Annotated in this window: 32 protein-coding genes; 19 read left to right on the forward strand and 13 right to left on the reverse strand. The window is 60.2% G+C overall.

Annotated elements, in window-relative coordinates:
• Positions 1-61: 61 nt before the first annotated feature.
• The 3 genes from QRN31_RS15135 to pilG are packed head-to-tail and all read right to left on the reverse strand — an operon-like array spanning position 62 to position 1,448.
• Complete coding sequence (locus QRN31_RS15135) at positions 62-610, reverse strand: chemotaxis protein CheW (protein WP_285432806.1); 549 nt, start codon at positions 608-610, stop codon at positions 62-64.
• A gap of 10 nt (positions 611-620) precedes the next feature.
• Positions 621-986 carry a twitching motility response regulator PilH gene (gene pilH / locus QRN31_RS15140; RefSeq protein ID WP_090178641.1) on the reverse strand — a complete coding sequence of 122 codons (366 nt, stop codon included), beginning with the start codon at positions 984-986 and terminating at the stop codon, positions 621-623.
• 57 nt (positions 987-1,043) lie between these two features.
• Entirely contained in the window at positions 1,044-1,448 is a 405-nt protein-coding gene (gene pilG, locus QRN31_RS15145) for a twitching motility response regulator PilG (RefSeq protein ID WP_008152601.1), read from the reverse strand.
• Between the two features lie 235 nt (positions 1,449-1,683).
• On the opposite strand from pilG, the gene gshB reads away from it, so the two are divergent.
• The 7 genes from gshB (at position 1,684) to QRN31_RS15180 (ending at position 7,718) form a co-directional block, all read left to right on the forward strand.
• Complete coding sequence (gshB, locus tag QRN31_RS15150; protein WP_285432809.1) at positions 1,684-2,637, forward strand: glutathione synthase; 954 nt, start codon at positions 1,684-1,686, stop codon at positions 2,635-2,637.
• Between the two features lie 77 nt (positions 2,638-2,714).
• Positions 2,715-3,614 carry an energy transducer TonB gene (locus QRN31_RS15155; protein WP_285432811.1) on the forward strand — a complete coding sequence of 300 codons (900 nt, stop codon included), beginning with the start codon at positions 2,715-2,717 and terminating at the stop codon, positions 3,612-3,614.
• Between the two features lie 190 nt (positions 3,615-3,804).
• Complete coding sequence (locus QRN31_RS15160) at positions 3,805-4,377, forward strand: YqgE/AlgH family protein (protein WP_090178629.1); 573 nt, start codon at positions 3,805-3,807, stop codon at positions 4,375-4,377.
• Positions 4,377-4,814, forward strand: a complete 438-nt coding sequence (gene ruvX, locus QRN31_RS15165) for a Holliday junction resolvase RuvX (RefSeq protein ID WP_090178626.1) — start codon at positions 4,377-4,379, stop codon at positions 4,812-4,814. The genes QRN31_RS15160 and ruvX overlap by 1 nt, the downstream gene beginning before the upstream one ends.
• 100 nt (positions 4,815-4,914) lie before the next feature.
• On the forward strand, positions 4,915-5,418 hold the full coding sequence (pyrR, locus tag QRN31_RS15170) for a bifunctional pyr operon transcriptional regulator/uracil phosphoribosyltransferase PyrR (RefSeq protein WP_285432816.1): 504 nt from the start codon (positions 4,915-4,917) through the stop codon (positions 5,416-5,418).
• 27 nt (positions 5,419-5,445) lie between these two features.
• Positions 5,446-6,450, forward strand: coding sequence for an aspartate carbamoyltransferase catalytic subunit (locus QRN31_RS15175; protein ID WP_285432817.1), 1,005 nt, complete (start codon positions 5,446-5,448; stop codon positions 6,448-6,450).
• Complete coding sequence (locus tag QRN31_RS15180; RefSeq protein WP_285432819.1) at positions 6,447-7,718, forward strand: dihydroorotase; 1,272 nt, start codon at positions 6,447-6,449, stop codon at positions 7,716-7,718. Before QRN31_RS15175 ends, QRN31_RS15180 begins: the two co-directional genes overlap by 4 nt.
• 135 nt (positions 7,719-7,853) lie before the next feature.
• Here the strand turns inward: QRN31_RS15180 and QRN31_RS15185 are convergent, their stop codons facing one another.
• The gene (locus QRN31_RS15185) at positions 7,854-8,285 is read right to left on the reverse strand and encodes an NINE protein (RefSeq protein ID WP_090178619.1); all 432 of its coding nucleotides are present in this window, start codon (positions 8,283-8,285) and stop codon (positions 7,854-7,856) included.
• Between the two features lie 250 nt (positions 8,286-8,535).
• Between QRN31_RS15185 and QRN31_RS15190 the strand changes: the two genes are divergently transcribed.
• The gene (locus tag QRN31_RS15190) at positions 8,536-9,156 is read left to right on the forward strand and encodes a C40 family peptidase (RefSeq protein ID WP_285432821.1); all 621 of its coding nucleotides are present in this window, start codon (positions 8,536-8,538) and stop codon (positions 9,154-9,156) included.
• Positions 9,157-9,305: 149 nt separating this feature from the next.
• On the opposite strand, the gene QRN31_RS15195 is transcribed toward QRN31_RS15190, so the two are convergent.
• Positions 9,306-10,340: a type IV pilus twitching motility protein PilT gene (locus QRN31_RS15195; RefSeq protein ID WP_222588842.1), complete on the reverse strand. Its 1,035-nt coding sequence runs from the start codon at positions 10,338-10,340 to the stop codon at positions 9,306-9,308.
• Positions 10,341-10,536: 196 nt separating this feature from the next.
• On the opposite strand from QRN31_RS15195, the gene QRN31_RS15200 reads away from it, so the two are divergent.
• The 10 genes from QRN31_RS15200 (at position 10,537) to QRN31_RS15245 (ending at position 17,541) form a co-directional block, all read left to right on the forward strand.
• Entirely contained in the window at positions 10,537-11,235 is a 699-nt protein-coding gene (locus QRN31_RS15200; RefSeq protein ID WP_285432823.1) for a YggS family pyridoxal phosphate-dependent enzyme, read from the forward strand.
• Between the two features lie 36 nt (positions 11,236-11,271).
• The gene (gene proC, locus QRN31_RS15205; RefSeq protein WP_285432825.1) at positions 11,272-12,090 is read left to right on the forward strand and encodes a pyrroline-5-carboxylate reductase; all 819 of its coding nucleotides are present in this window, start codon (positions 11,272-11,274) and stop codon (positions 12,088-12,090) included.
• 24 nt (positions 12,091-12,114) lie between these two features.
• Complete coding sequence (locus QRN31_RS15210; RefSeq protein WP_208671040.1) at positions 12,115-12,702, forward strand: YggT family protein; 588 nt, start codon at positions 12,115-12,117, stop codon at positions 12,700-12,702.
• Positions 12,702-12,992 carry a DUF167 domain-containing protein gene (locus QRN31_RS15215; RefSeq protein ID WP_285432826.1) on the forward strand — a complete coding sequence of 97 codons (291 nt, stop codon included), beginning with the start codon at positions 12,702-12,704 and terminating at the stop codon, positions 12,990-12,992. Before QRN31_RS15210 ends, QRN31_RS15215 begins: the two co-directional genes overlap by 1 nt.
• A gap of 179 nt (positions 12,993-13,171) precedes the next feature.
• The gene (metX, locus tag QRN31_RS15220; RefSeq protein WP_285432828.1) at positions 13,172-14,311 is read left to right on the forward strand and encodes a homoserine O-succinyltransferase MetX; all 1,140 of its coding nucleotides are present in this window, start codon (positions 13,172-13,174) and stop codon (positions 14,309-14,311) included.
• A 7-nt stretch (positions 14,312-14,318) separates the two neighbouring features.
• Positions 14,319-14,939 carry a methionine biosynthesis protein MetW gene (gene metW, locus QRN31_RS15225; protein ID WP_285432829.1) on the forward strand — a complete coding sequence of 207 codons (621 nt, stop codon included), beginning with the start codon at positions 14,319-14,321 and terminating at the stop codon, positions 14,937-14,939.
• A 26-nt stretch (positions 14,940-14,965) separates the two neighbouring features.
• The gene (locus QRN31_RS15230; RefSeq protein ID WP_285432831.1) at positions 14,966-15,400 is read left to right on the forward strand and encodes a DUF4426 domain-containing protein; all 435 of its coding nucleotides are present in this window, start codon (positions 14,966-14,968) and stop codon (positions 15,398-15,400) included.
• On the forward strand, positions 15,397-15,993 hold the full coding sequence (gene rdgB / locus QRN31_RS15235; protein WP_090178590.1) for an RdgB/HAM1 family non-canonical purine NTP pyrophosphatase: 597 nt from the start codon (positions 15,397-15,399) through the stop codon (positions 15,991-15,993). Before QRN31_RS15230 ends, rdgB begins: the two co-directional genes overlap by 4 nt.
• Entirely contained in the window at positions 15,990-17,195 is a 1,206-nt protein-coding gene (gene hemW, locus QRN31_RS15240) for a radical SAM family heme chaperone HemW (protein WP_285432833.1), read from the forward strand. Before rdgB ends, hemW begins: the two co-directional genes overlap by 4 nt.
• Positions 17,196-17,217: 22 nt before the next feature.
• A complete protein-coding gene (locus QRN31_RS15245) occupies positions 17,218-17,541 on the forward strand; it encodes a DUF3392 domain-containing protein (RefSeq protein WP_285432834.1) in 324 nt (107 codons plus the stop codon).
• A gap of 51 nt (positions 17,542-17,592) precedes the next feature.
• On the opposite strand, the gene trmB is transcribed toward QRN31_RS15245, so the two are convergent.
• The 4 genes from trmB to QRN31_RS15265 all read right to left on the reverse strand — a co-directional run bounded on the left by trmB (position 17,593) and on the right by QRN31_RS15265 (position 19,845).
• A complete protein-coding gene (gene trmB, locus QRN31_RS15250) occupies positions 17,593-18,318 on the reverse strand; it encodes a tRNA (guanosine(46)-N7)-methyltransferase TrmB (RefSeq protein WP_285432836.1) in 726 nt (241 codons plus the stop codon).
• A gap of 9 nt (positions 18,319-18,327) precedes the next feature.
• Positions 18,328-19,122, reverse strand: coding sequence for a thiazole synthase (locus QRN31_RS15255; protein WP_008068101.1), 795 nt, complete (start codon positions 19,120-19,122; stop codon positions 18,328-18,330).
• Between the two features lie 60 nt (positions 19,123-19,182).
• A complete protein-coding gene (gene thiS / locus QRN31_RS15260; protein ID WP_285432839.1) occupies positions 19,183-19,383 on the reverse strand; it encodes a sulfur carrier protein ThiS in 201 nt (66 codons plus the stop codon).
• Positions 19,384-19,473: 90 nt separating this feature from the next.
• Positions 19,474-19,845: a DUF423 domain-containing protein gene (locus QRN31_RS15265; protein ID WP_285432841.1), complete on the reverse strand. Its 372-nt coding sequence runs from the start codon at positions 19,843-19,845 to the stop codon at positions 19,474-19,476.
• A gap of 74 nt (positions 19,846-19,919) precedes the next feature.
• On the opposite strand from QRN31_RS15265, the gene mtgA reads away from it, so the two are divergent.
• Entirely contained in the window at positions 19,920-20,642 is a 723-nt protein-coding gene (gene mtgA / locus QRN31_RS15270; RefSeq protein WP_285432842.1) for a monofunctional biosynthetic peptidoglycan transglycosylase, read from the forward strand.
• Between the two features lie 168 nt (positions 20,643-20,810).
• Here the strand turns inward: mtgA and rpoH are convergent, their stop codons facing one another.
• From rpoH to ftsY, 4 genes are all read right to left on the reverse strand, one after another.
• On the reverse strand, positions 20,811-21,665 hold the full coding sequence (gene rpoH / locus QRN31_RS15275) for an RNA polymerase sigma factor RpoH (RefSeq protein ID WP_007897890.1): 855 nt from the start codon (positions 21,663-21,665) through the stop codon (positions 20,811-20,813).
• A gap of 112 nt (positions 21,666-21,777) precedes the next feature.
• Positions 21,778-22,800: a permease-like cell division protein FtsX gene (ftsX, locus tag QRN31_RS15280; RefSeq protein ID WP_259153754.1), complete on the reverse strand. Its 1,023-nt coding sequence runs from the start codon at positions 22,798-22,800 to the stop codon at positions 21,778-21,780.
• Complete coding sequence (gene ftsE / locus QRN31_RS15285) at positions 22,797-23,468, reverse strand: cell division ATP-binding protein FtsE (RefSeq protein ID WP_010466809.1); 672 nt, start codon at positions 23,466-23,468, stop codon at positions 22,797-22,799. The genes ftsX and ftsE overlap by 4 nt, the downstream gene beginning before the upstream one ends.
• The gene (ftsY, locus tag QRN31_RS15290) at positions 23,465-24,970 is read right to left on the reverse strand and encodes a signal recognition particle-docking protein FtsY (RefSeq protein WP_285432846.1); all 1,506 of its coding nucleotides are present in this window, start codon (positions 24,968-24,970) and stop codon (positions 23,465-23,467) included. Before ftsY ends, ftsE begins: the two co-directional genes overlap by 4 nt.
• Between the last annotated feature and the right edge of the window lie 159 nt (positions 24,971-25,129).

A 25,129-nucleotide genomic window follows, 5' to 3' on the forward strand; every position in this document is an offset into this window, starting at 1 on the left:
ATGTCAGCGGTGCCTGAATCGCGAGCAGGCTCGCTCCCACATTAAATAGAGGGCGATTCAGTTACACCGCCACATGCATAAAGCTCTGCGATTGCGCCAACGCAAACGGGCTGAACACCTGCCAATCCTGTTCACGCTGAAAACGGCCTTTGATGAACGGAGCTATCGAGCCACTCAAGGTCGCTGCCGGCTTCAGGCTGTCCTGGTCAAAGTGCTGCAAGCCGAAGACTTCATCGACCAGCAACCCGGCAAACACCTCGTTATGCTCCACCACCAACACGCGACGTTGTTTGCGCACCGCTGACAGTTCATGGCTGGTTTCATTACCCGCAAAGAAACCACACAAGTCCATGATCGGCAGCAATCGCCCGCGCAAGTTGGCCACGCCCCTGACCCAGGGTTTCACCCCTGGAAGCTGAGTGAAGCGCGGTTCATGCAGGACCTCGCTGACTTCGCCCATCGGCGCGACATACCAGGCCTCGCCCAGACGAAACCCGATACCGCTCCAACGGTCCTGTCGGGTCGGCTGCGACGGCAAATCCGCCGCCAGCAGGCGACAGCGCTGATCAATCTGCAGCAGCCGTTCGAACGCCGTCAGCGACTCGGTCATGACGGGGCAATCAATCAGGTAGCACGGCGTTCAGGGTTTTGATCAGGGTGTCTTCGTCGACCGGTTTGGTCAGGTAGTCCCTGGCGCCCTGGCGCGTGCCCCAGACCTTGTCGGTTTCCTGATCCTTGGTGGTGATGATGATCACCGGAATGTGCCCGGTTTCCGGGTCTTTGGTCAGCTGACGGGTCGCCTGGAAGCCATTGAGGCCGGGCATGACGATGTCCATCAGGACCGCGTCCGGTTTTTCCTGACGAGCCAGGGCCACGCCGTCGGCGCCGTTTTCGGCTTTCAACACTTCATGACCGTGCTTTTCCAGCATGCCGGTCAGTTTGTACATTTCGGTCGGCGAGTCATCGACGATCAGAATACGTGCCATGGTCTTCCCCATTCTTGTCGACGCCGGACCCACTGGCCGAGCGTCACTGTGAGTGTCCTACTGCGGCAAAACGGCGGCAAAGCCCGGAACATGGGCCTGGATCGCGTTCAGCAGTTCTTCCTTGCTGAAAGGCTTGGTCAAAAACTGGTCGGAGCCGACAATGCGCCCCTTGGCCTTGTCAAACAGCCCGTCCTTGGACGACAGCATAATCACTGGCGTGGACTTGAACGCACTGTTGTTCTTGATTAAAGCGCAGGTCTGATAGCCATCCAGGCGCGGCATCATGATGTCGACAAAGATAATGCCAGGGTGGTTGTCGGCAATCTTGGCCAGGGCATCAAAACCGTCGATGGCCGTGATGACTTCACAACCCACATTCTTCAACAGCGTTTCGGCGGTGCGGCGAATCGTTTTCGAATCGTCGATCACCATGACCTTCAAGGCGCTGGAATGCTGTTCCATAAATGCTCTACCGTCGCCTTTGCGAATCAATTTGTCCGATTACGGATCTTCGGTGGCTCGAAACCCTTGATACTCAAGGGCCAGCATGACATGGCAGCCTTTTTAGCACAGTCTCCAAATGCAATCTATCGGGTGACCTGCGCGGTGGTTTTTCCTTGACCGGGAACACGGTGGGCGCCAATCTGACGCCACTTTTTCGTGTCCATTCGGACCACCCTATTTCGAGGAAAAACCCATGAGCGTTCGCGTCGGGATTGTCATGGACCCTATCGCCAGCATTTCCTATAAAAAGGATAGTTCGCTGGCCATGCTGCTGGCCGCGCAGAAGCGTGGCTGGGAACTGTTCTATATGGAACAGGCCGATTTGTACCAGGCCGAGGGCGAAGCCCGGGCGCGGATGCGTCCGCTGAAAGTGTTCGCCGATCCGCAAAAATGGTTCGAACTGGACGCCGAGACCGACGCCCTGTTGAGCGATCTGGACGTGATCCTGATGCGCAAGGATCCGCCATTCGACATGGAGTTCGTCTACTCCACTTACCTGCTCGAGCAAGCCGAGCGCGCGGGCGTGCTGGTGGTCAACAAGCCGCAGAGCCTGCGCGACTGCAATGAAAAGCTGTTTGCCACGTTGTTCCCGCAATGCACGCCGCCGACCATCGTCAGCCGTCGCCCGGACGTACTGCGCGAGTTCGCCGATCACCACGGCGACGTCATTCTCAAACCGCTGGACGGCATGGGCGGTTCGTCGATCTTCCGTCACACCGCCGGTCACCCGAACCTGTCGGTGATCCTTGAAACCCTGACCTTGCATGGCAAGCAGCAGATCATGATCCAGGGTTACCTGCCGGAAATCGTCAATGGCGACAAACGCATCCTGATGATCGACGGCGAGCCGGTGGATTATTGCCTGGCACGGATTCCGGCGGCGGGTGAAACCCGTGGCAACCTCGCGGCCGGTGGCCGTGGCGAAGCGCGTCCGTTGACCGACAAGGATCGCTGGATCGCCGCGCAAGTCGGCCCGACCCTGCGTGAAAAAGGCCTGCTGTTCGTCGGCCTGGACGTGATCGGCGAGCACCTGACGGAGATCAACGTCACCAGCCCAACCTGCATTCGCGAGATTGATAATGCCTTCGGCACCGACATCGGTGGCCTGCTGATGGATGCCATCGATCAGAAGCTCAAGGCTCGTTGATATAGAACAGCCAAGGTGCAACCAACATTGCGTTATCATGCGCGGCTTGTGAAAAACGCGATGTTGGTTTTCTTGTCATGACACTCCCGTCCGATCTTCCCGTTGAACTCGCCCATCGTGGCGTGCGCCCGGCCGATCGCCTCGGATTTACCCTGTTTCTCGCGGCGCTGATTCACTTGGCCTTGCTGCTGGGCGTCGGCTTTACGATGGTCGAACCCAAGCAGATCAGCAAAACCCTGGAAATCACCCTCGCCACCTTCAAAAGCGAAAAGAAGCCTGCGAAAGCCGATTTCCTTGCCCAGGAAAATCAGGAAGGCAGCGGCACCCTGGATAAAAAGGCCATCCCCAAGACCACCGAGATCGCGCCTTTCCAGGACAACAAGGTGCAAAAAGTCACCCCGCCGCCAGCCGCCAAGCCCGAAGTGCAGGAAGCGCCGCCCAAGGCAGCTGTGACGACCATCGCGCCGAAGCCGAAAAAAGCCGCCGCCAAGACAGAAGAGGTCAAACCCCAGACCAAACCCGCCGTGGCCGCGCCGACGTTCGACAGTGAACAACTGTCCAGTGACATCGCCAGCCTGGAAGCGGAACTGGCCAACGAACAGCAGCTATACGCCAAGCGCCCGCGCATTCACCGCCTGAGCGCGGCCTCGACCATGCGCGACAAGGGCGCCTGGTACAAAGACGAATGGCGCAAGAAGGTCGAGCGTATCGGCAACCTGAACTACCCCGACGAAGCGCGGCGCAAGCAGATCTACGGCAATTTGCGACTGATGGTCTCGATCAACCGCGACGGCTCGCTGTATGAAGTGTTGGTGCTCGAATCCTCCGGGCAACCGCTGCTGGATCAGGCGGCCCAGCGAATTGTGCGACTGGCGGCACCGTTTTCACCGTTTACCGGGGATTTGTCGGATATCGACCGGCTGGAAATCATCCGCACGTGGAAGTTTGCCCCTGGGGACAGGCTATCCAGTAACTGACCACCACATAACCCCTGTGGGAGCGAGCTTGCTCGCGATAGCGGTCTATATTCGACATCAATGCTGAATGTAAATCCGTCATCGCGAGCAAGCTCGCTCCCACATTTGATCTGCGTCGACTACCAAATTGCGGCATTTCCTGTGCATCCCCAGCTTGTCAGTTTGCCCCTCCAACGCCACACTAGCGCACATGAAGAACGTCAGCCCCAGCTACCTCAAGCATCACTTCCTGATCGCCATGCCTCACATGGCCGACCCGAATTTTGCGCACACCTTGACCTACATCGTCGAGCACACGGCCAATGGCGCCATGGGGCTGGTGGTCAACCGTCCGCAAGACTTGAATCTGGCCGATATCCTCGAGCAACTGCGCCCCGATATCGAACCGCCGACGCTCTGCCAGCATGTGCCGATCTTCATCGGCGGCCCTGTGCAGACCGATCGCGGTTTTGTCCTGCACCCCTCGGGCAAGACGTTTCAGGCGACCGTTGATCTGGAGGGCGATCTTTCCTTGTCGACCTCCCAGGACGTGCTGTTCGCCATTGCCGATGGCGTCGGCCCACCGAAAAGCCTGATTGCCCTCGGTTATGCCGGCTGGGAAGCCGGGCAACTGGAGGCCGAGCTGGCACAGAACGCCTGGCTGACCTGCCCGTTCGATGCCGCCATCCTGTTCAACACCAGCAGCGAACTTCGCCTGGAAGCAGCGGCCAAGCGCCTCGGCGTCAACCTCAGCCTGCTCACCAGTCAGGCGGGGCACGCCTGATGGCCCTGCGCCTGATTCTGGGTTTCGACTACGGCACCAAACAGATCGGCGTGGCGGTCGGCCAGGTGATTACCGGCCAGGCCCGCGAACTGTGCACCTTGAAGGCGCAAAACGGCATTCCCGACTGGAATCAGGTCGAAGCGCTGATCAAGGAATGGAAACCCGATGCCGTGGTGGTCGGCCTGCCGCTGAACATGGACGGCACGCCCAGCGACATGTGCCTGCGCGCCGAGAAATTTGCCCGCCGCTTGAACGGCCGCTACAACCTGCCCTTCTATACCCACGATGAGCGCCTGACCACGTTCGAAGCCAAGGGCGAGCGCCGTGATCGCGGCGGGCAAAAGGGCAGTTACCGCGATAACCCGGTCGATGCCATCGCCGCAGCCCTGCTGCTGCAAGGCTGGCTCGACGAAAACAGCGCGCTGTTCGAGTCCTGACTGCATCTAATTCTGAAGAGCCGCCGCAAGCGACTCTCTATAGCGACAACCCGAGCCATCACTCAAGCAACATCCGGCTCGGGCCCAAGAAGGAGCAACCATGAGCCTGCCCAATCCCGCCGAACTGATCAGCCAGATGGCGATCCGTCTCAAGGCATACCTGGAACACCGTGGCATCAGCGCACCGCGTTACATCGGTATTCGCACCGGTGGCGTCTGGGTCGCCCAGGCGTTGCTCGATGAGCTGGGCAGCGATGCGCCGCTCGGCACCCTGGACGTGTCCTTCTATCGTGACGACTTCAGCCAGAACGGCCTGCACCCGCAAGTGCGCCCTTCGGCATTGCCGTTCGAGATCGAAGGCCAGCACCTGGTGCTGATTGACGACGTGTTGATGAGTGGCCGCACCATCCGCGCCGCGATGAATGAACTGTTCGACTACGGCCGCCCGGCCAGCGTGACGCTGGTGTGCCTGCTGGACCTGGACGCCGGCGAACTACCGATCCGCCCGAACGTGGTCGGTGCGACCCTGTCCCTGCCGGCCCACGAGCGCGTGAAGCTGTCCGGCCCCGAACTCAAGCTCGAACTGCAAGACCTCGCCCTTTAATTCGCCCTATTGAGAGTCCCCCTCGCGATGACGCCTCTACATACCAAGCGCCCGCTGCAGCTCAATGATCAGGGCCAGCTGCGCCACTTCCTCTCGCTCGACGGTTTGCGCCGCGAGCTGCTGACGGAAATCCTCGACACCGCCGACTCATTCCTCGAAGTTGGCGCCCGGGCGGTGAAGAAGGTCCCGTTGCTGCGCGGCAAGACCGTGTGCAACGTGTTCTTCGAAAACTCCACCCGCACCCGCACCACCTTCGAGCTGGCGGCCCAACGGCTGTCGGCCGACGTGATCACCCTGAACGTGTCGACGTCGTCGGCGAGCAAGGGCGAAACCCTGCTCGACACCTTGCGCAACCTCGAAGCGATGGCCGCCGACATGTTCGTCGTACGTCACGGTGACTCCGGCGCGGCGCACTTCATAGCCGAGCATGTCTGCCCGCAAGTGGCGATCATCAACGGCGGCGATGGCCGTCACGCGCATCCGACCCAGGGCATGCTCGACATGCTGACCATCCGTCGGCACAAGGGCGGCTTCGAAAACCTCTCGGTGGCCATCGTCGGCGACATCCTGCACTCACGCGTCGCGCGCTCGAACATGCTCGCGCTGAAAACCCTGGGTTGCCCGGACATCCGCGTGATCGCGCCGAAAACCCTGCTGCCGATTGGCATCGAGCAATACGGCGTGAAGGTTTACACCGACATGACCGAAGGCCTGAAAGATGTCGACGTGGTGATCATGTTGCGCCTGCAACGTGAGCGCATGACCGGCGGCCTGCTGCCGAGCGAAGGTGAGTTCTACCGCTTGTTCGGCCTCACCACCGCACGCCTGGCCGGGGCCAAGCCAGACTGTATCGTCATGCACCCGGGACCGATCAACCGTGGGGTGGAAATTGAGTCGGCGGTGGCCGACGGTCCGCATTCGGTGATCCTCAACCAGGTGACCTACGGCATCGCCATTCGTATGGCCGTGCTGTCCATGGCCATGAGCGGGCAAACCGCCCAGCGTCAATTCGAGCAGGAGAACGCCCAGTGAAGCTCAGCATTCTCGGCGCCCGTGTTATCGATCCTGCCAGCGGCCTGGATCAAGTGACTGATATCCATGTTGAAGCCTGCAAGATCGTCGCCCTGGGCGCCGCTCCGGCCGGTTTTGTCCCCGTCGACACCATTGATGCCAAGGGTCTGGTGGCAGCCCCGGGCCTGGTTGACCTGAACGTCGCCCTGCGTGAGCCGGGCTACAGCCGCAAAGGCTCGATTGTCAGTGAAACCCGCGCTGCCGCTGCCGGTGGCGTGACCAGCCTGTGCTGTCCGCCGAAAACCAAGCCGGTGCTGGACACCTCGGCGGTGGCCGAGTTGATCCTCGACCGCGCTCGCGAGGCCGGCAACACCAAAGTCTTCCCGGTCGGCGCGCTGAGCAAAGGCCTGGACGGCGAACAGCTGGCCGAACTGGTCGCCTTGCGCGATGCCGGCTGCGTGGCGTTCGGCAACGGTCTGGAGAGCTTCCGCAACACCCGCACGCTGTGCCGGGCGCTGGAATACGCAGCGACGTTCGACCTCACGATTATTTTCAACTCGCAGGACCATGACCTGGCCGAAGGTGGTTTGGCTCACGAAGGCCCGACCGCCAGCTTCCTCGGTTTGCCGGGCATTCCGGAAACGGCGGAAACCGTGGCCCTGGCCCGGGACCTGCTGCTGGTCGAGCAAAGCGGCGTGCGCGCGCACTTCAGCCAGCTCACCAGCGCTCGCGGTGTGGCGCTGATTGCTCAGGCTCAGGCTCGCGGCCTGCCGGTGACCGCCGATGTGGCGCTGTATCAGCTGATTCTGACCGACGAAGCGCTGATCGACTTCAGCAGCCTCTATCACGTCCAGCCGCCGCTGCGCACCCGCGCCGACCGCGACGGCCTGCGTGCAGCCGTGAAGTCCGGGGTGGTTTCCGCGATCTCCAGCCATCACCAGCCGCACGAACGGGATGCCAAACTGGCACCGTTCGGCGCGACCGAGCCGGGCATCAGCAGCGTTGAACTGTTGCTGCCGCTGGCGATGACGCTGGTGGAAGATGGGTTGCTGGACTTGCCGACGCTGCTCGCACGCTTGAGCACAGGGCCTGCCGAGGCGTTGCGCCTGCCTGCGGGCAAGTTGGCGGTAGGTGGGCCTGCGGACATCGTGCTGTTCGACCCTGCGGCGTCGACCATTGCCGGTGAAACCTGGCTGTCCAAGGGCGAGAACTGCCCGTTCATTGGCCATAGCCTGCCAGGTGTGGTGCGTTACACCTTGGTGGATGGGCGGATTAGCCACCAGGCGTAAGTGCAATCTGATCGTTCCCACGCTCTGCGTGGGAATGCAGCCCGGGACGCTCTGCGTCCCTTCCGGGGCGGACGCGGAGCGTCCATTGAGGCATTCCCACGCAGACGGTTCGACGCCTCGACGTGGGAACGATCCTTACTGGAAGGTGCCTCTGTTCTGCGCGTTGCGCACAGATACCTGGTCATTCAAGGTCCAGAAGTCATACAGCACCCCGACGAAGAACAACCCGCCCGTCACCAGGTACAGCAGACCGCTGATCCACTTCCCCTGATACATCCGGTGTACACCGAATACCCCCAGAAACGTCAGCAGAATCCACGCCACGTTGTATTCAATGGGCCCGGCAGTGAACCGCAGGTCCGCTTCGCGGTCCATGGCAGGGATCAGAAATACGTCAATCAGCCAGCCGATACCCAGCAAACCGAACGTGAAGAACCAGATTGTCCCCGTGACCGGCTTGCCGTAGTAGAACCGATGAGCCCCGGTGAATCCGAAAATCCACAGCAGGTAACCGATCACCTTGCTGTGCGTATCTTGATGCGGGCCAGCCTGTTGATAGGTGTTCATGAAGGACCTCGAATCACGCGATAGATAAATATTCTTGAATTCTTTGTGACTTTTTTACAGGTTGCCGACGTATGGCAAATGCTACTCTGTTTCCCGTCAAAGCCTTGTAGCACCTGACTTCTGTCAGACAATTGCGTCCATTTGCCGCTTATTTGGTTCCGTTCCCCCCTAGGTTGAATCGACCAACGGCCTCGGAAGGGACAAAAAAGCTGTTATAAAGTTGCGCGCTTCCCCATATGAGCCCTGCCTAATGCGTCCATTTTTCAAGACATGGCTAACCATTTGCCTTTTGATGCCACTGGCCGCCCACGCCACCAATCGTGAGCAACGTCTTCCAAACGTTAATGGTTACACCCCAAAATCCCACGTTTCTGCTCCTTCGAGCAAAAACAAACACAATGCGAAATTGTCCCCGCAGTTGAGCAAAGCCAACAGCAAACTTGTTCCGCCGATGGCGACCAAGACAAGCAGCAATGTGTTGAGCCGCGCCGTGAATGTCCTCGGTACACCTTATCGTTGGGGCGGCAGTACCCCAAGTAAAGGGTTCGATTGCAGTGGCCTGGTGAAATACGCGTTCAACGACGCCACGTTCGACCTGCCGCGCACATCCAACGCGATGGCCAGTGGTCATGGCGAGAAGGTAAATCGTAACGATTTGAAGCCGGGCGACCTGATCTTCTTCAACATCAAGAGCCGTCGGGTCAATCACGTCGCCATTTATCTGGGCAACGACCGCTTCATCCACGCACCCCGTCGTGGCAAGTCGGTCACTATCGACACCTTGAAGAAGCCGTACTGGGAAAGCCACTACGTGGTTGCCAAGCGGGTTCTGCCTAAAGAACCGAATCAGATGCGCGTCGTTCAGCGCTGAATTGAAATCCCGGGCCTGTCCCGGGATGATCGTTCCCACGCTCTGCGTGGGAATGCAGCCCGGGACGCTCTGCGTCCCTTTCAGAGCCGAATGCGGAGCGTCCGTTGAGGCATTCCCACGCAGAGCGTGGGAACGATCAATCTCTTATCCTAAAAATTATCCGGCGACCGCGCCTTCTCCCGCGCATGCTCGCGGCTGATCACGCCTTTGGTCACCAGATCCTTCAGGCACATATCCAGCGTCTGCATCCCTAGCGACCCGCCGGTCTGAATCGACGAGTACATCTGCGCCACCTTGTCTTCGCGGATCAGGTTCCGAATCGCCGAAGTACCGAGCATGATTTCGTGCGCCGCAACCCGCCCGCCGCCGATTTTCTTGATCAGTGTCTGCGACACCACCGCCAGCAACGACTCGGACAGCATCGAACGCACCATCGACTTCTCATCGCCCGGAAATACATCCACGACCCGGTCGATGGTTTTCGCCGCCGATGTGGTGTGCAGCGTGCCGAACACCAGGTGACCGGTCTCGGCTGCAGTCAGCGCCAGGCGAATGGTTTCCAGGTCACGCATCTCACCCACCAGAATCACGTCCGGGTCTTCCCGCAGCGCCGAGCGCAGCGCCGTGGCGAAGCTGCGGGTGTCGCGATGGACTTCGCGCTGGTTGATCAGGCATTTGCGCGATTCATGGACGAACTCGATCGGGTCCTCGATGGTGAGGATATGGTGATGCCGATGGTTGTTCAGGTAATCGATCATCGCCGCCAGGGTGGTGGATTTGCCGGAGCCGGTCGGGCCCGTGACCAACACCAGCCCGCGAGGCGCCTCGGTAATTTTGCGAAACACCTCGCCCATGCCCAGCTCGTCCATGCTCAGGACCTTAGACGGAATGGTCCGGAACACGGCGCCGGCACCACGATTCTGGTTGAAGGCGTTAACCCGAAAGCGCGCGACGCCGGGCACTTCAAAGGAAAAATCGGTTTCCAGGTGTTTCTCGAAGTCCACCCGCTGGGTGTCGTTCATGATGTCGTAGATCAGCTCGTGCACCTGTTTGTGGTCCAGGGCCGGCAAGTTGATGCGCCGCACATCGCCGTCGACGCGAATCATCGGTGGCAGGCCGGCAGACAGGTGCAAGTCGGACGCGCCCTGTTTAGCGCTGAAGGCCAGCAGCTCAGTGATATCCATAGCGCTCCTCAATTCCAGTAGAATGCCGCCAACCTCAGACCCGCTGGCGCCTTGATCCTAGTCTGAAAAGTCGCCAAGCGATGATCAGGCAAGGCAAAAGTCGGCGAAGAAGCGGAGTTGACGTCAGTCAATGAGCATTCTGAGTCGAGTTTTAACGCCGCATGATCGAGTGCAGGCACTTTTCAGGCAGGATCGAATGTCCACGATAGCAGACAACATAGCCCTGGTTAGTTCACGCATCCGTGCCGCCGCCCTCGCCGCCCACCGCGACGAGCACAGCGTCCAGTTGCTGGCCGTAAGCAAGACCAAGCCCGCCGAGGCCCTGCGCGAGGCGTATGCCGCCGGCCTGCGCGACTTTGGCGAGAACTACCTGCAGGAAGCCTTGGGCAAACAGCTCGAACTGGCCGACCTGCCCTTGATCTGGCACTTCATCGGCCCCATTCAATCGAACAAGACTCGTGCTATCGCCGAGCACTTCGCCTGGGTGCACTCCGTGGATCGTTTGAAAATCGCACAACGCCTGTCCGAACAACGTCCTGCCGATTTGCCGCCACTGAACATCTGCATCCAGGTCAACGTCAGCGGTGAAGCCAGCAAATCCGGTTGCACGCCGGCCGATCTGCCCGCCCTGGCCAAGGCCATCAGCGAACTGCCGCGCATCACGCTGCGCGGATTGATGGCGATCCCCGAGCCGACCGACGATCGCGCCGCCCAGGATGCCGCGTTTGCTGCCGTGCGCGACTTGATCAAAAGCACGCAAGCCAGCCTTAACCTGCCGCTCGACACACTTTCCATGGGTATGAGCCACGACCTTGAGTCGGCCATCACCATGGGCGCCACCTGGGTCCGTATCGGTACGGCCCTGTTTGGCGCCCGCGACTACGGTCAACCATGAACCATGGCTGACACACCTCTCTATGAAGGAACTGACATGAGCAAGACACGTATTGCCTTTATCGGTGCCGGCAACATGGCCGCCAGCCTGATCGGCGGCCTGCGCGCCAAGGGTCTGGACGCCGCGCAGATCCGCGCCAGCGATCCGGGCGCCGAAACCCGCGCCAAAGTCAGTGCCGAACACGGCATCGAAGTATTCGCCGACAACGCCGACGCCATTCAAGGCGCGGACGTGATCGTGCTGGCGGTCAAACCCCAGGCCATGAAGGCTGTGTGCGAAGCGATTCGTCCACACCTCAAGCCGAATCAACTGGTGGTCTCGATTGCCGCGGGCATTACCTGCGCGAGCATGAACACCTGGCTCGGCGCCCAGCCGATCGTGCGTTGCATGCCCAACACCCCGGCGTTGCTGCGCCAAGGCGTGAGCGGCTTGTTTGCCACCGCCCAAGTCAACGCGCAACAACGCCAGCAGGCTCAAGAGCTGCTGTCAGCCGTGGGCGTTGCCCTGTGGCTGGACGAAGAGCAGCAACTGGACGCCGTCACCGCAGTTTCCGGCTCGGGCCCTGCGTACTTCTTCCTGCTGATCGAAGCCATGACCGCTGCCGGCGTGAAACTCGGCCTGCCAGCGGACATCGCCGCCCAACTGACCCTTCAAACCGCACTGGGCGCCGCTCACATGGCCGTCGCCAGCGATGTCGATGCTGCCGAACTGCGCCGTCGCGTGACGTCGCCGGCGGGCACCACGGAAGCTGCAATCAAGTCATTCCAGGCCGACGGCTTCGAAGCGCTGGTCGAAAAAGCACTCGGCGCCGCCGCACATCGCTCGGCCGAGATGGCTGAGCAACTCGGTCGCTAATCAGCTCTTATAAAGGAATCAAAGATGCTCGGACTCAATGACGCTGCCGTTTTCATCATTAAAACCTTAGGCAGCCTGTACCTGCTGATCGTGCTGATGCGCTTCATCCTGCAACTGGTTCGGGCGAACTTCTACAACCCGCTCTGCCAGTTCATCGTCAAAGCCACTCAACCGTTGCTCAAGCCTCTGCGCCGGGTCATCCCGAGCATGTTCGGGCTGGACATGTCGTCGCTGGTACTGGCGCTGATCATTCAAATGCTGTTGATCGCGGTCATCCTGTTCCTCAAGGGCTTCCTGGTCGACTGGGTGCTGCTGATACCTTGGGCACTGATCGCGCTGTTCTCGCTGTTCCTGAACATTATTTTCTACGCCATGATCATCAGCGTGATCCTGTCCTGGGTCGCCCCTGGCAGCCACAATCCCGGTGCTGAGCTGGTCGCGCAGATTACTGAACCGGTGCTCGCCCCGTTCCGTCGGATCATTCCGAACCTGGGTGGCCTCGATATTTCGCCGATCTTTGCGTTTATCGCGATCCAGTTGCTGCAAAGCTGGCTGATCCCACGCCTGGCGTACTTTGCCTTCATGCCGCAGGGGCTGCTTGGCCTGATCTGATGAGCTATTTCCGTTGGGACGGTGATGATCTGATTCTGGAATGTCACCTGCAACCGGCGGCCCGCAGCGATGAATTCTGCGGGCTGCACGGCGATCGCCTGAAAATTCGCCTGACCGCGCCGCCTGTTGAAGGCAAGGCCAATGCGTATTTGATGGCGTTCCTGGCCAAGGCGTTCGGGGTCTCCAAGAGCCAGGTCAGCTTGATCAGCGGCGAGTTGAACCGGCAGAAGCGCGTACGAATCTGTTCGCCGAAGAATCTGCCGGATTTGCCTGGCTTGACCCGCCCCTGATCGTTCCCACGCTCTGCGTGGGAATGCCTCAATGGACGCTCTGCGTCCGCTTCGGCAGGGGACGCGGAGCGTCCCGGGCTGCATTCCCACGCGGAGCGTGGGAACGATCACGGGTAGTCGCTTGCTGCTCGGGGCAGCGGTCTTTAGACTTACGCCTCATTTCAACGAGAGCAGGGTCGATGCCAACTGCCTTTCCCGCCGATTCTGTTGGTCTGGTGACGCCGCAAGTGGCGCACTTCAGCGAGCCCCTGGCCTTGGCCTGTGGCCGTTCGCTTCCAGCCTACGACCTGATTTACGAGACCTACGGCACGCTGAACGCCACGGCGAGCAACGCCGTGCTGATTTGCCACGCCTTGTCGGGCCACCATCACGCGGCTGGCTTCCACGGCCCCGACGACCGCAAACCCGGCTGGTGGGACAGCTGCATCGGCCCCGGCAAGCCGATCGACACCAACAAATTCTTCGTGGTCAGCCTGAACAACCTCGGCGGTTGCAACGGTTCCACTGGCCCGAGCAGCATCAATCCAGAAACCGGCAAGCCCTTCGGCGCCGATTTTCCGGTGCTGACCGTGGAAGACTGGGTGCACAGCCAGGCGCGCCTGGCCGATCGCATCGGCATCCGACAATGGGCCGCGGTGATTGGCGGCAGTCTCGGCGGCATGCAGGCGATGCAATGGAGCATCACTTACCCTGATCGCATTCGTCATTGCCTGGCCATTGCCTCGGCGCCCAAGTTGTCGGCGCAGAATATCGCCTTCAACGAAGTCGCACGCCAGGCGATCCTCACCGACCCCGACTTTCACGGCGGTTCGTTCCAGGAAGCGGGCGTGATTCCCAAGCGCGGCTTGATGCTTGCGCGAATGGTTGGACACATCACGTATCTGTCGGATGACTCGATGGGCGAGAAATTCGGCCGTGGGCTCAAAAGCGAGAAGCTCAACTACGATTTCCACAGCGTCGAGTTCCAGGTCGAAAGCTACCTGCGCTATCAGGGCGAAGAGTTTTCCGGGCGTTTCGATGCCAACACCTACTTGTTGATGACCAAGGCCCTGGACTATTTCGACCCGGCGGCAAATTTCGACGATGACCTGGCGAAAACCTTCGCCAACGCCCAGGCCAAGTTCTGCGTGATGTCCTTCACCACCGACTGGCGCTTCTCCCCTGCCCGCTCGCGGGAACTGGTGGACGCGCTGATGGCGGCCAAGAAAGACGTCTGCTACCTCGAGATCGACGCTCCGCAAGGCCACGATGCCTTCCTGATTCCGATCCCGCGCTACTTGCAGGCCTTCCGCAATTACATGAACCGTATTTCGCTTTGAGGAAGACATGAGAGCCGATCTGGAAATCATCCAGGAATGGATCCCCGCCGGCAGCCGCGTGCTCGACCTCGGTTGCGGTGACGGCGAGCTGCTGACCTGGTTGCGCGACCACAAGCAAGTCACCGGCTACGGCCTGGAAAACGACCCGGACAACATTGCCGAGTGCGTGGCCAAGGGCATCAACGTGATCGAGCAGGACCTGGACAAGGGCCTGGGCAACTTCGCCAGCAACAGCTTTGACATCGTGGTCATGACCCAGGCGCTGCAAGCCGTGCACTACCCGGACAAGATCCTCGACGAAATGCTGCGCGTCGGGCGCCAGTGCATCATCACCTTCCCCAACTTCGGTCACTGGCGCTGCCGCTGGTACCTGGCGAGCAAGGGCCGGATGCCGGTGTCCGAGTTCCTGCCGTACACCTGGTACAACACGCCGAACATCCACTTTTGCACCTTCGAAGACTTTGAAGCGTTATGCCGCGAACGTGAAGCCAAGGTCATTGATCGGCTTGCCGTGGATCAACTACACCGCCACGGGTGGGCCAGTAAGCTATGGCCTAATCTATTAGGTGAAATCGGTATTTACCGCGTCAGCAGCCCCGGGCTGCAAGACCACAAGGTCGCGGTCTGAGTCACGACACTTCGAGGAGAACGATCATGGGTCGTCTAGCGCTGTTTGTACTTACTGCCTGCCTGAGCGTCACCGCCATGGCTGCCGACGTCATCAAAAGCGAACGCCAGGAAACATTTGGCGATGTAACAGTGCACTACAACACCTTCAACTCGACTTATCTGACACCGGACATCGCCAAGGCTGCCGAGCTGATCCGCAGCAAGAACCAGGGCGTGATCAACGTGTCGGTGATCAAGGACGGCAAGCCGCAGATGGCGCAGGTGAGTGGCTCGGTGAAAGACCTGACCAGCCAGAGCGTGCCGCTGAAATTCAAACAGATTACCGAACAGGGCGCGATCTACTACATCGCGCAATACCCGGTCGATCAGCAGGAAATCCGCACCTTCGAGATCAAGGTGCAGAACGGTGACAAAATCAACACCATCAATTTCAACCAAGAGCTCTTCCCCGGCGAATGATCAACTTCACGCAACTCGTATTGGCCAGCCACAACGCCGGCAAACTCAAGGAACTCCAGGCCATGCTCGGCGAATCGGTGCAACTGCGCTCGATCGGCGAGTTCAGCAGCGTCGAGCCTGAAGAAACCGGCCTGTCGTTTGTCGAGAACGCCATCCTCAAGGCTCGCAACGCCGCGCGCATTTCCGGGTTGCCGGCATTGGCCGACGATTCAGGGCTGGCGGTGGATTTCCTTGGCGGTGCGCCGGGCATCTATTCCGCTCGTTATGCCGATGGAAAAGGCGATGCGGCGAACAACGCCAAATTGCTCGACGCGTTGAAAGACGTGCCGCAAGCCGAGCGCGGCGCGCAGTTCGTCTGCGTCCTGGCGCTGGTGCGTCACGCCGATGACCCGTTACCGATCCTCTGCGAAGGCTTGTGGCACGGGCGCATCCTGACCCAGGCCAGTGGCGAACACGGTTTTGGTTACGATCCGCTGTTCTGGGTGCCGGAGCGCGATTGCTCCAGCGCCGAATTGAGCCCGAGCGACAAGAACCTCATCAGCCACCGCGCCCGTGCAATGGATCTGCTGCGCCAGCGTCTGGGCTTGAAATGACCCACGATTCCTCCGCGTCGCCGCTGATCTTCGGCGGTGCCGCCCAATCACCTCGGGCCGCGCTCCCCGTGCTGCCGCCCCTGGCGTTGTACATCCACATCCCGTGGTGTGTGCGCAAATGCCCTTATTGCGACTTCAACTCCCACACCGCGAGCCCCGTGCTGCCAGAAGAAGAGTATGTCGATGCGTTGTTGGCCGACCTCGATCAGGACCTTCACGCCGTTTACGGCCGCGAACTGAGCTCGATTTTCTTTGGTGGCGGCACGCCGAGCCTGTTCAGCGCCGATGCCTTGGGTCGTTTGCTCAGGGGCGTCGAGCAGCGCGTTCCATTTGCCAGCGACATCGAAATCACTCTGGAAGCGAACCCGGGAACGTTTGAGCAAGAGAAGTTCGTCGCCTACCGTGCGCTGGGCATCAATCGCCTGTCGATCGGTATCCAGAGCTTCCAGGAAGAGAAACTCAAAGCCCTGGGCCGTATCCATAATGGCGACGAAGCGGTGCGTGCCGCCGGCATGGCGCGTCAGGCCGGATTCGATAACTTCAACCTGGACTTGATGCACGGCTTGCCCGATCAATCGCTGGAGGATGCACTGAGCGACCTGCGCCAGGCCATCGCCCTGAAGCCGACGCATCTATCCTGGTATCAGCTGACGCTGGAGCCGAACACGGTGTTCTGGAACCAGCCGCCGACGCTGCCGGAAGACGACACGCTGTGGGACATTCAGGAAGCCGGCCAGGCCCTGCTCGCTGAACACGGTTACGCGCAATACGAAGTCTCGGCCTACGCCCAGCCCGGTCGTGCGGCGCGGCACAACCTCAATTACTGGAGCTTCGGCGACTTCATCGGCATCGGCGCCGGCGCCCACGGCAAACTCAGCCATCCGGACGGCCGCATTGTGCGCACCTGGAAGACGCGATTGCCGAAGGATTACCTCAACCCGGCCAAAAGCTTCAAGGCTGGCGAGAAAGCGCTTACCAACGATGAGCTACCGTTCGAATTCCTGATGAACGCCTTGCGCCTGACCGAGGGCGTCGAGTCGCGGTTGTATCCGCAGCGCACCGGGCTGAGCCTCGATAGCCTCGCCGAAGGCCGCCGCGAAGCCGAACAAAGTGGCTTGTTGCAGGTCGAACCGTCACGTCTGGCGGCCACGATGCGCGGACAACTCTTTCTCAATGACTTGCTGCAGACATTTCTGAGCTGATTTCAGCCTTAAGGGAAAACGAATGGATTTGATACTCGACCTGCTCGCCACCGCGTCCCGCTGGAGTCGCAGCAACCTGTCGGAGATTGCTCTGGCACTGGTGGGCTGCTTGCTGGTGCTGTTCGGCGCCGACATCAAAGGCTGGATCGACCAACGCCTGGGCAGCATCGCCGGCGCCTTGCGTGTCCCGCTGATGGCTCTGGTGTGCATGGTCGGCAGCGGCGTGGCGCTGATCTACGCCACGCCGTGGATCATCAAAGGCCTGAGCCAGTTCAACAACTACAGCCTGGCGCCAGTGTTATTGGTGGTGCTGGTGCTCATCGGCGTAGTCGCCGACCGCCGCTGAGGGCTGACGATCGTTCCCACGCTCTGCGTGGGAACGATCATTGCGTAGGGCTTAAGACTGCTTTTCGAACTTCAAATCCCACACGCCATGTCCAAGACGTTCGCCGCGGCGTTCGAACTTGGTGATCGGGCGTTCGGTCGGGCGCGGGACGCACTTGCCGTCTTCGGCCAGGTTGCGATAACCCGGCGCGACGCTCATCACTTCCAGCATGTACTCGGCGTACGGTTCCCAGTCGGTGGCCATGTGCAGAATGCCGCCCACTTTCAACTTGCTGCGCACCAGTTCAGCGAACGACGCCTGAACGATACGACGCTTGTGGTGACGGCTCTTGTGCCACGGATCCGGGAAAAACAGCATCAGGCGATCGAGGCTGTTGTCGGCAATGCAATGGTTGAGCACTTCGATCGCATCGCAATCGTAGACTCGCAGATTGGTCAGGCCCTGGGTGAGCACACCATTTAGCAGCGCGCCAACACCCGGACGGTGGACTTCCACACCAATGAAATCCTGTTCCGGCGAGGCCGCGGCCATTTCCAGCAGCGAATGGCCCATGCCAAAACCGATTTCCAGGGAGCGTGGCGCCGAACGGCCGAACACCTGGTCGAAGTCCACCGGCGCATCGGCCAATGGCAGGACAAACAGCGGCGTGCCCTGCTCAAGGCCTTTTTGCTGGCCTTCGGTCATGCGCCCGGCGCGCATCACGAAACTCTTGATGCGGCGGTGTTGGCGCTCGTCGCCTTCTTCCGTCTGGATTGGCGTGTCGTTTGATTCAGTCATCAATGGCTCTTACTTGATCAGACCATCCAGCGGCGAAGAGGCGCTGGCATAGAGTTTTTTCGGCATGCGGCCGGCGAGGTAGGCCAGGCGGCCCGCGACGATGGCGTGTTTCATGGCTTCGGCCATCATGATCGGCTGCTGGGCGTGGGCGATGGCCGAGTTCATCAGCACCGCCTCGCAACCCAGTTCCATGGCGATGGTCGCGTCGGAAGCCGTACCGACACCGGCGTCGACCAGCACGGGAATCTTGGCTTCTTCAAGGATGATCTGCAGGTTGTACGGGTTGCAGATCCCCAGGCCTGTACCAATCAGGCCGGCCAGCGGCATCACCGCGATAACACCGATTTCCGCCAGTTGACGAGCAATGATCGGGTCATCGCTGGTGTAAACCATCACGTCGAAGCCTTCCTTGACCAGCACTTCGGCGGCCTTGAGGGTTTCGATCACGTTGGGGAACAGGGTTTTCTGGTCGGCCAGCACTTCCAGCTTCACGAGGTTGTGGCCGCCGAGCAGTTCGCGGGCCAGGCGGCAGGTGCGCACGGCCTCGGTAGCGTCGAAGCAACCTGCAGTGTTCGGCAGGAAGGTGTAGCGATCCGGCGACAGGACTTCAAGCAGGTTCGGTTCGCCCGGGTTCTGGCCAAGGTTGGTACGGCGCACGGCGAATGTGACGATCTCGGCACCCGAGGCCTCGATGGCCAGGCGGGTTTCTTCCATGTCGCGGTATTTGCCGGTACCCACCAGCAAACGCGACTGGTAAGTACGACCGGCCAGGACGAAAGGCTTGTCGCTACGAACGATGCTCATGGGAAATCCTCTGTAGGGGTGAGGTTCTTGCAGAATTCTGTGCCCTCGCGGGCCAGGCGACTAGCCGCCGCCGATGGCGTGCACGACTTCGACGTTGTCGCCGTTGTTGAGAACGGTGTCGGCATGCTGGCTGCGCGGGACGATATCCAGATTGAGTTCGACCGCCACCCGGCGTCCGGTCAGTTCCAGACGGGTCAGCAGGGCCGCAACGGTTTCACCGTCGGGCAGTTCAAGGGATTCGCCGTTCAACTGAATGCGCATACCAAATGCCGCCATCATTTTTAGGGGCTGGCATTCTAGCCCGATCAGTCTTGGCGACCCAAGCCATTCGTCATGAAATGGACTGCCCGGTCAGCTCAACCGCCAGGCGGCAAGCCCCAGGCAGAACCAGCCCACCAGAAATGCCAGGCCACCGAAGGGGGTGACGATCCCGAGCTTGCCGACACCGGTGATGGTCAGCAGGTACAGACTGCCGGAAAACAGCAAGATGCCGATGGCAAAGGACGCGCCGGCCCAAGTGATCAGGCGACCCGGCATCTGCGTGGCCAGGAGCGCGACGCCCAGCAATGCCAGGGTGTGCACCAGCTGATAAGTGACGCCTGTATGGAAAATCGCCAGGTATTCAGGGGTCAGACGGTTTTTCAGGCCGTGGGCGGCGAACGCGCCAAGGGCAACGCCGGTGAAGCCGAAGAAAGCGGCCAGCATCAAAAAGCCACGCAGCATGAAGAACTCCAGTCAGACTCGATCAACAGGGTCTGTATAATGGCCCGCTCAACGGGTTCGGCCAAGCCATCTCTATGCTGCGTTTATTTTTGCAACGATTCATCAAAGCCCTGCTGTGGTTCGCGTGCGGCAGCATAGTGCTGGTCCTGATTTTTCGCGTGGTGCCACCGCCGGGAACGGCGCTGATGGTCGAACGCAAGGTCGAATCCTGGTTCGACGGCGAACCCATCGACCTGCAACGCACCTGGCAGCCTTGGGATGAAATCTCCGATGACCTGAAAGTCGCGGTGATGGCCGGCGAGGATCAGAAATTCCCGGAGCATTGGGGCTTTGACTTCGGCGCGATCCAGGCTGCGTTGGCCCACAACGAACTCGGTGGATCGATTCGTGGCGCCAGCACCTTGAGCCAGCAAGTGTCGAAGAACCTGTTTCTGTGGTCCGGCCGCAGCTGGCTGCGTAAAGGCCTGGAAGCGTGGTTTACCGGACTGATCGAAGTGTTCTGGCCCAAGCAACGAATTCTTGAGGTGTATCTGAACAGCGTCGAGTGGGATGACGGAGTGTTCGGTGCCGAAGCGGCTGCCCGGCATCACTTTGGTGTCAGCGCTAAAGGTCTCAGCCGTCAACAATCAAGCTTGCTGGCCGCCGTACTGCCAAACCCGCGAGTGTGGAGCGCCAGCCATCCGACCAACTATGTTGCACGTCGGGCCGGGTGGATTCGGCAGCAAATGAGTCAGTTGGGTGGCGAAAGCTATCTGCTGGAGCTCAACAATTCGCGCCGGGCGCCGTGGGCCCAGTAACACTGGAGATCCCCTGTGGGAGTGAGCCTGCTCGCGATAGCGTCAGGTCAGTCGCTATAAATGTCGACTGATAAACCGCTATCGCGAGCAAGGACGAAGCTTAAATCCGTGCACCAACAAAAACGCCCCGATCAATGATCGGGGCGTTTTTTATTGCCGGTGCGCAGGTCAGGCCGCGATCGACAACTTGAGCTTGTTCATCGCGCTTTTCTCAAGCTGACGAATGCGCTCGGCCGACACGTTGTACTTCTGCGCCAGGTCGTGCAGCGTGGCTTTCTCTTCAGCCAACCAGCGCTGGTAGAGAATGTCACGGCTGCGGTCGTCGAGCACTTCAAGCGCTTCGTGCAGGTTGTGATTGGAGTTGTCGCTCCAGTCGGCATCTTCCAGTTGACGGGCCGGGTCGTACCGGTGGTCTTCCAGATAGTTAGCCGGCGACTGGAAAGCGCTGTCATCGTCTGCTTCCGCAGCCGGATCGAAGGCCATGTCATGGCCGGTCAGGCGACTTTCCATCTCGCGCACTTCCCGAGGCTCTACACCGAGGCTTTCCGCCACACGGTGGACTTCCTCGTTGTTCAGCCACGCCAGACGCTTCTTCTGGCTGCGCAGGTTGAAGAACAGCTTGCGCTGGGCCTTGGTGGTCGCGACTTTCACAATGCGCCAGTTGCGCAGGATGAACTCGTGAATTTCCGCCTTGATCCAGTGCACAGCGAACGACACCAGGCGCACACCCATTTCCGGGTTGAAGCGCTTCACGGCCTTCATCAGGCCGACGTTGCCTTCCTGGATCAGGTCAGCCTGAGCCAAGCCGTAGCCGGAATAGCTACGGGCGATATGTACGACAAAACGCAGGTGGGCGAGCACCATCTGCCGAGCCGCCCCCAAATCCTGCTCATAATAGAGACTCTCGGCCAGTTCACGCTCCTGCTCCGGCGTCAGCAATGGAATGCTGTTGACGGTGTGCACGTAGGCCTCCAGGTTCGCACCCGGGACCAGAGCATATGCAGGTTGCAAAGAATTGGTCATACGAAAAAACCTCCGACTTACAAACTCGTGCAGTTCAGCACTGCGAAAATTGACCGGAAACCGAAAGACAAGTTCCCATAAACGCTGAAAGGTCAATACGAGCAAAATGATACTACTTAGGCGCAAGCTCCCTCAGGTGGCGTGCGACTGCAATCCATGCACCGATATACCCCAACAGCACCGCGCCAAGCAAGAGAGACAGACCGTCGGCAACCGGCACGCCGGCCAGCGCAAAATTACTGCCATACAAACCGGCCAGCCCGACCACCGCCTCGTTGAGCCAGTTCAGCCCAAACGCCAATACGCCCCAGGAAAGTATCCCCGCACCGAAGCCATACAACGCACCCATATACAGAAAGGGCCTGCGTACATAGCTGTCAGTGCCGCCCACGAGTTTAATCACTTCTATCTCTGTGCGGCGGTTTTCAATATGAAGACGAATGGTATTGCCTATCACCAAAAGTAATGCAGAAACCAGAAGCACGGTCAGACCGAAGACAAAACGGTCACCCAGCTTGAGAATTGCCGCCAGACGCTCGACCCAGACTAGATCAAGTTGCGCCTGTTGTACCTTCGGCAGCTCGGAAAGTTTTTGTCGTAATGCTTCAAGGGCCGGCTTGTCGACCTCTTTAGGTGTCACCAGAACCACGCCGGGCAACGGGTTTTCCGGCAACTCCTTGAGCGCCTCGCCCAGACCGGACTGTTGCTGGAACTCTTCCAGCGCTTGGTCGCGACCGACATATTCAGCATCCGCCACACCGGGCATGCCTTTGATCTGCTCTCGCAACGACTCGCCCTCGGCAGGGCTGGCCTCGATTTTCAGGTACAACGAAATCTGTGCCGCACGCTGCCAGGACCCGCCCAGGCGCTCGACGTTACTTAACAAAAGTGACAGGCCCATCGGCAAGCTCAGGGCAACCGCCATCACCATGCAGGTGAAAAAGCTGCCAATCGGCTGTTTGCCCAGACGGCGCAAGCTGTCCATAAGACTGGCGCGATGGCTTTCAACCCAGGCACGAAACAGCGTGGCGAAGTCCGGGCCGTCGTCATCGTCGCGCTTTTTCTTCTGCGGCTGCGGATCGGCGGCCTTGGGGGCAACGCGCTCGGAAACCTTGGGGCTACGTGTCGCACTCATACGCCAGCCTCCCCGTCGCCGATCAATCGGCCGCGCTGCAGGGTCAGCATGCGATGACGCATACGGGCTATCAGGGCCAGGTCGTGACTGGCAATCAGCACACTGGTGCCCAGACGGTTGATGTCTTCGAACACGCCCATGATCTCGGCCGCCAGCCGCGGATCGAGGTTACCGGTCGGTTCGTCCGCCAGCAGCAAGGCCGGGCGGTGAACGATGGCGCGGGCAATGCCGACACGCTGCTGCTGGCCGGTCGACAGGTCGCCGGGGTACAGATCGGTTTTATCCGACAGCGCCACGCGCTCAAGCGCCGAATCCACGCGTTTGACGATCTCGGCCTTCGACAAGCCAAGGATCTGCAATGGCAACGCGACGTTATTGAACACCGTGCGATCGAACAGCAATTGGTGGTTCTGGAACACCACGCCGATCTGCCGGCGCAGGTAGGGAATCTGCGCATTGCTGATGGTGGCGAGGTCCTGGCCGGCCAGCAGCAATTTGCCGGTGGTCGGACGCTCCATCGCCAGCAGCAGGCGCAACAAAGTGCTTTTACCGGCACCGGAATGGCCGGTTACAAACAAGAATTCGCCCCGACGGACTCGAAAGCTCAGCTCATGCAAGCCGACGTGACCGTTCGGGTAGCGTTTACCGACCTGTTCGAAACGAATCATGAACGCTCCCGCTCGGCAAACAATGCCTGGACAAAGGGTTCTGCTTCAAAAGTTCGCAAATCATCGATGCCTTCACCGACGCCGATATAGCGAATCGGCAGGCCAAACTGCTTGGCCAGGGCGAAAATCACCCCACCCTTGGCGGTGCCGTCGAGCTTGGTCAGCGCCAGGCCGGTCAGTTCGACGGTCTGGTTGAATTGCTTGGCCTGGCTGATCGCGTTCTGCCCGGTCCCGGCGTCGAGCACCAACAGCACTTCGTGCGGCGCATCGGCGTCGAGTTTGCTGATGACCCGGCGGACCTTCTTCAACTCTTCCATCAAATTGTCTTTGGTGTGCAGGCGACCGGCGGTGTCGGCGATCAGCACATCAATGCCTCGGGCCTTGGCGGCTTGCACGGCGTCGAAGATAACCGAAGCCGAGTCGGCGCCGGTGTGCTGGGCGATGACCGGGATCTTGTTGCGCTCGCCCCAGACCTGCAATTGCTCGACCGCTGCGGCGCGGAAGGTATCGCCGGCCGCCAGCATGACTTTCTTGCCTTCGAGCTGCAGCTTCTTCGCCAGCTTGCCGATGGTGGTGGTCTTGCCGGCGCCGTTGACGCCAACCACCAGAATCACGAACGGCTTGTTTTGCGAGGTGATTTTCAGCGGCTGTTCGACAGGCTTGAGCATCGCCGCGAGTTCAGCTTGCAGGGACTTGTACAGCGCATCGGCATCGGCCAGTTCTTTACGCGCGACTTTCTGGGTCAGGCGCTGAATGATCACCGAGGTGGCTTCGACGCCAACGTCGGCGGTCAGCAGGCGGGTTTCGATGTCTTCGAGCAGCTCGTCATCGATGATCTTCTTGCCCAGGAACAGGGCGGCCATGCCCTCGCCAATGGTGGCACTGGTCTTGGACAGACCTTGCTTGAGGCGAGCGAAGAAGCCGGCTTTGGTTTGGGCCGGTGTTTCAACCGGAGCAACAGGCGCGTCGACTGCTGGAGCGACCACAGGTGCAGGTGCTGGAGCAGTCGGAGCTACAAATGCAGGCGCAACGGGCTGCGGAGCGGGCGGAGGAACAACCGGCGCGGGCTGAGCCACGACGACCGGTGTTACAACCGGCTCAACCACTGGAACCTGAACAGGCTCGGGTGAAAATGCAGCCGGCGCTGGAATTGGCGGGGTAACGTGCGGCGCCAACTCGTCTTCAACCAACGCCACCGGCTCCTCGGCCACCGGCAATGTCAGCCACGGTACGGCGACGGGCGCCAGCGGCACCTGGGTCACGACTTCGGCGATCAGATCAGGCTTGGCCTCGACCACTGGCTGCAACACTGGCTCGGCGATCGGCAGGACTATCGGTGCGAGCTCTTCTTCTATAACCGGAACCGGCGCAGGAGTTGGCTCAGGAAGTGGTTGTGGCTGTTCGACGACGGGTTCCTGCGGCTTTTTGCGCAGCCATCCGAACAGGCTTTTCTTCTCGCCAGCCGCAGCTGGGGTCTTCTTGTCGTCGTTGGAACCAAACATGGAGGACGGCTATCTCACGGTAGCGACGCGCCAAAGGGCGCCTCGGCAAATAAATATTCGATGCAGAACAGACTGCGATTGACCCAGCTTGTTCACGCGCAACATTTTGTCGAAGTGCCCACGGCACTTCAAAGGTCGACTAATACGAAGGACTGGAAC

Source organism: Pseudomonas sp. fls2-241-R2A-110 (assembly GCF_030209165.1).
In the GTDB taxonomy this organism is placed as follows: Bacteria; Pseudomonadota; Gammaproteobacteria; order Pseudomonadales; family Pseudomonadaceae; genus Aquipseudomonas.

Excerpts from the sequence above, each read along its gene's own strand:
- pyrR (WP_285432816.1), top strand. The coding sequence starts at position 4,915 with ATGAGCCTGCCCAATCCCGCCGAACTGATCAGCCAGATGGCGATCCGT.
- metX (WP_285432828.1), top strand. The coding sequence starts at position 13,172 with ATGCCAACTGCCTTTCCCGCCGATTCTGTTGGTCTGGTGACGCCGCAA.
- QRN31_RS15245 (WP_285432834.1), top strand. The coding sequence starts at position 17,218 with ATGGATTTGATACTCGACCTGCTCGCCACCGCGTCCCGCTGGAGTCGC.
- gshB (WP_285432809.1), top strand. The coding sequence starts at position 1,684 with ATGAGCGTTCGCGTCGGGATTGTCATGGACCCTATCGCCAGCATTTCC.
- QRN31_RS15210 (WP_208671040.1), top strand. The coding sequence starts at position 12,115 with ATGCTCGGACTCAATGACGCTGCCGTTTTCATCATTAAAACCTTAGGC.
- QRN31_RS15200 (WP_285432823.1), top strand. The coding sequence starts at position 10,537 with ATGTCCACGATAGCAGACAACATAGCCCTGGTTAGTTCACGCATCCGT.
- thiS (WP_285432839.1), bottom strand. The coding sequence starts at position 19,383 with ATGCGCATTCAGTTGAACGGCGAATCCCTTGAACTGCCCGACGGTGAA.
- rpoH (WP_007897890.1), bottom strand. The coding sequence starts at position 21,665 with ATGACCAATTCTTTGCAACCTGCATATGCTCTGGTCCCGGGTGCGAAC.
- ftsE (WP_010466809.1), bottom strand. The coding sequence starts at position 23,468 with ATGATTCGTTTCGAACAGGTCGGTAAACGCTACCCGAACGGTCACGTC.
- QRN31_RS15190 (WP_285432821.1), top strand. The coding sequence starts at position 8,536 with ATGCGTCCATTTTTCAAGACATGGCTAACCATTTGCCTTTTGATGCCA.
- QRN31_RS15230 (WP_285432831.1), top strand. The coding sequence starts at position 14,966 with ATGGGTCGTCTAGCGCTGTTTGTACTTACTGCCTGCCTGAGCGTCACC.
- pilH (WP_090178641.1), bottom strand. The coding sequence starts at position 986 with ATGGCACGTATTCTGATCGTCGATGACTCGCCGACCGAAATGTACAAA.
- QRN31_RS15160 (WP_090178629.1), top strand. The coding sequence starts at position 3,805 with ATGAAGAACGTCAGCCCCAGCTACCTCAAGCATCACTTCCTGATCGCC.
- QRN31_RS15135 (WP_285432806.1), bottom strand. The coding sequence starts at position 610 with ATGACCGAGTCGCTGACGGCGTTCGAACGGCTGCTGCAGATTGATCAG.
- mtgA (WP_285432842.1), top strand. The coding sequence starts at position 19,920 with ATGCTGCGTTTATTTTTGCAACGATTCATCAAAGCCCTGCTGTGGTTC.
- QRN31_RS15175 (WP_285432817.1), top strand. The coding sequence starts at position 5,446 with ATGACGCCTCTACATACCAAGCGCCCGCTGCAGCTCAATGATCAGGGC.
- QRN31_RS15155 (WP_285432811.1), top strand. The coding sequence starts at position 2,715 with ATGACACTCCCGTCCGATCTTCCCGTTGAACTCGCCCATCGTGGCGTG.
- QRN31_RS15215 (WP_285432826.1), top strand. The coding sequence starts at position 12,702 with ATGAGCTATTTCCGTTGGGACGGTGATGATCTGATTCTGGAATGTCAC.
- ruvX (WP_090178626.1), top strand. The coding sequence starts at position 4,377 with ATGGCCCTGCGCCTGATTCTGGGTTTCGACTACGGCACCAAACAGATC.
- QRN31_RS15265 (WP_285432841.1), bottom strand. The coding sequence starts at position 19,845 with ATGCTGCGTGGCTTTTTGATGCTGGCCGCTTTCTTCGGCTTCACCGGC.
- QRN31_RS15255 (WP_008068101.1), bottom strand. The coding sequence starts at position 19,122 with ATGAGCATCGTTCGTAGCGACAAGCCTTTCGTCCTGGCCGGTCGTACT.
- rdgB (WP_090178590.1), top strand. The coding sequence starts at position 15,397 with ATGATCAACTTCACGCAACTCGTATTGGCCAGCCACAACGCCGGCAAA.
- metW (WP_285432829.1), top strand. The coding sequence starts at position 14,319 with ATGAGAGCCGATCTGGAAATCATCCAGGAATGGATCCCCGCCGGCAGC.
- proC (WP_285432825.1), top strand. The coding sequence starts at position 11,272 with ATGAGCAAGACACGTATTGCCTTTATCGGTGCCGGCAACATGGCCGCC.
- hemW (WP_285432833.1), top strand. The coding sequence starts at position 15,990 with ATGACCCACGATTCCTCCGCGTCGCCGCTGATCTTCGGCGGTGCCGCC.
- pilG (WP_008152601.1), bottom strand. The coding sequence starts at position 1,448 with ATGGAACAGCATTCCAGCGCCTTGAAGGTCATGGTGATCGACGATTCG.
- QRN31_RS15195 (WP_222588842.1), bottom strand. The coding sequence starts at position 10,340 with ATGGATATCACTGAGCTGCTGGCCTTCAGCGCTAAACAGGGCGCGTCC.
- QRN31_RS15185 (WP_090178619.1), bottom strand. The coding sequence starts at position 8,285 with ATGAACACCTATCAACAGGCTGGCCCGCATCAAGATACGCACAGCAAG.
- trmB (WP_285432836.1), bottom strand. The coding sequence starts at position 18,318 with ATGACTGAATCAAACGACACGCCAATCCAGACGGAAGAAGGCGACGAG.
- ftsY (WP_285432846.1), bottom strand. The coding sequence starts at position 24,970 with ATGTTTGGTTCCAACGACGACAAGAAGACCCCAGCTGCGGCTGGCGAG.
- ftsX (WP_259153754.1), bottom strand. The coding sequence starts at position 22,800 with ATGAGTGCGACACGTAGCCCCAAGGTTTCCGAGCGCGTTGCCCCCAAG.